This window comes from Pseudomonas agronomica (genome assembly GCF_025917275.1).
Taxonomy (GTDB): domain Bacteria; phylum Pseudomonadota; class Gammaproteobacteria; order Pseudomonadales; family Pseudomonadaceae; genus Aquipseudomonas; species Aquipseudomonas agronomica.
Window position 1 is genome coordinate 1 of sequence record NZ_JAOSHO010000700.1, and the last position, 2,066, is coordinate 2,066.

Below are 2,066 nucleotides of genomic sequence, written 5' to 3' on the forward strand. Positions count from 1 at the left end.
TCGCCACGGGCTTTTGCATAGCCTCAGCGGTTCAGGCGTTTGTCGATCAGGCCCTCCACCACGCTCGGGTCGGCCAGGGTCGAGGTGTCGCCGAGGCTGTCGAGTTCGTTGCAGGCGATCTTGCGCAGGATCCGGCGCATGATCTTGCCCGAACGGGTCTTGGGCAACGCCGGCGCCCACTGGATCAGTTCCGGTTTGGCGAAACTGCCGATTTCCTTGCTGACATGGGCCAGCAACTCCTTCTTCAGCTCGTCGTTGGCCTCGACACCATCCATCGGCGTGACGAAGGCATAGATACCCTGGCCCTTGAGATCGTGGGGATAACCGACAACCGCCGCCTCGGCAATATTGTCGTGCAGCACCAGGGCGCTTTCCACCTCGGCGGTGCCGATACGGTGGCCCGAGACATTGATGACGTCGTCGATGCGTCCGGTGATCCAAAAGTCGCCATCTTCGTCGCGACGGGCGCCGTCACCGGTGAAGTAATAACCGGGGTAGGGCTTGAAATACGTCTCGACCATGCGCTGGTGATCGCCATAGACGCTGCGAATCTGTGCTGGCCAGCTCGACTTGATTGCCAGCACCCCGCTGCCCGCGCCGCTGATTTCCTTGCCAACCTCATCCAGCAGGACCGGCTGCACGCCGAACATCGGCCGCGTGGCGCAGCCCGGCTTGAGCCGTGGCGCGCTCACCAGGGGGCTGAGCATGATGCCGCCGGTTTCGGTCTGCCACCAGGTGTCGACAATCGGGCAACGTTGTTCGCCTACAACGTTGAAATACCATTCCCACGCCTCCGGGTTGATCGGCTCACCGACACTGCCGAGCAATCGCAGGCTCTTGCGAGAGGTTTCCTGCAGGGGCGCGGCGCCTTCTCGCATCAGGGCGCGCAAGGCGGTCGGCGCGGTGTAGAAAATGTTCACCTGATGTTTATCAATCACCTGCCAGAACCGTGAACTGCTCGGATAGCTCGGCACGCCCTCGAAAATCAGTGTGGTGGCTCCGTTGGCCAGCGGGCCGTAGACGATGTAGCTATGGCCAGTGACCCAGCCGACGTCGGCGGTGCACCAGAAGACTTCATTGTCGCGGTAGTCCAGCACGTACTTGAAGGTCATCGCTGCTTGCAGCAGATAGCCGCCGGTGGTGTGGAGCACGCCCTTGGGCTTGCCGGTGCTGCCCGAGGTATAGAGGATGAACAACGGGTCTTCGGCGTCCATTGGCTCAGGCGGGCAGTCGTCGCTCACTTCGTGTGTGGCCTGGTGATACCAGAGATCGCGGCCTTCGGTCCAATCCACCTCGCCCTGGGTGCGCTCGACCACCAGCACAGTGCTGACGTTCGGGCAGTTCTCCAGCGCCTTGTCGACGTTGCGCTTGAGCGGTATGAAACGCCCGCCGCGCACGCCTTCGTCGGCGGTGATCACCGTGCGGCAATCCGCATCGAGGATTCGGTCGCGCAGGGAATCCGGCGAAAAGCCGCCGAACACCACCGAATGCACCGCACCGATGCGGGTGCAGGCGAGCATGGCGTAGGCCGCTTCCGGAATCATTGGCATGTAGATGCAGACCCGGTCGCCTTTCTTCACGCCACGGTTTTTCAGCACGTTGGCCAGTCGGCACACGTGGTGGTGAAGTTTTCTGTAGCTGATTTCTGCCGATTCGGCGGGGTTGTCGCCTTCCCAGATGATCGCGATCTGGTCGGCGCGCGTCGCCAGGTGACGGTCGATGCAATTGGCGCTGACGTTCAGCGTGCCGCCGGCGAACCAGCTCGCGTCGCCGTTCTTGAGGTCGTAGCGCTGGACGGTCTGCCACGGGGTCATCCAGTCGAGAAAGCGCGTGGCCTGCTCGGCCCAGAAGGTGCTGGGGTGTTCGATGGATTCTTTGTAGAGCCGCTTGTACTCGTCCTGACTCAGTTGCGCAGCCCGGCGGACGGCATCGGCGTGGGGGTACTGGCTGATATCGAACATGACGGTTCCTTATTCTTGTTTTGCGACAAGATATAAAGATGCGCCCAGTGGCCTGGGGGTTCAAGTCGCTCATAAAACAACTGTGGGAGCGAGCCTGCTCGCGAA

Annotated in this window: 1 protein-coding gene; it reads right to left on the reverse strand. The window is 61.9% G+C overall.

The window, feature by feature from the left end:
* Positions 1-23: 23 nt before the first annotated feature.
* Positions 24-1,961 carry an acetate--CoA ligase gene (acs, locus tag OC610_RS26300; protein ID WP_264432039.1) on the reverse strand — a complete coding sequence of 646 codons (1,938 nt, stop codon included), beginning with the start codon at positions 1,959-1,961 and terminating at the stop codon, positions 24-26.
* Positions 1,962-2,066: the final 105 nt, after the last annotated feature.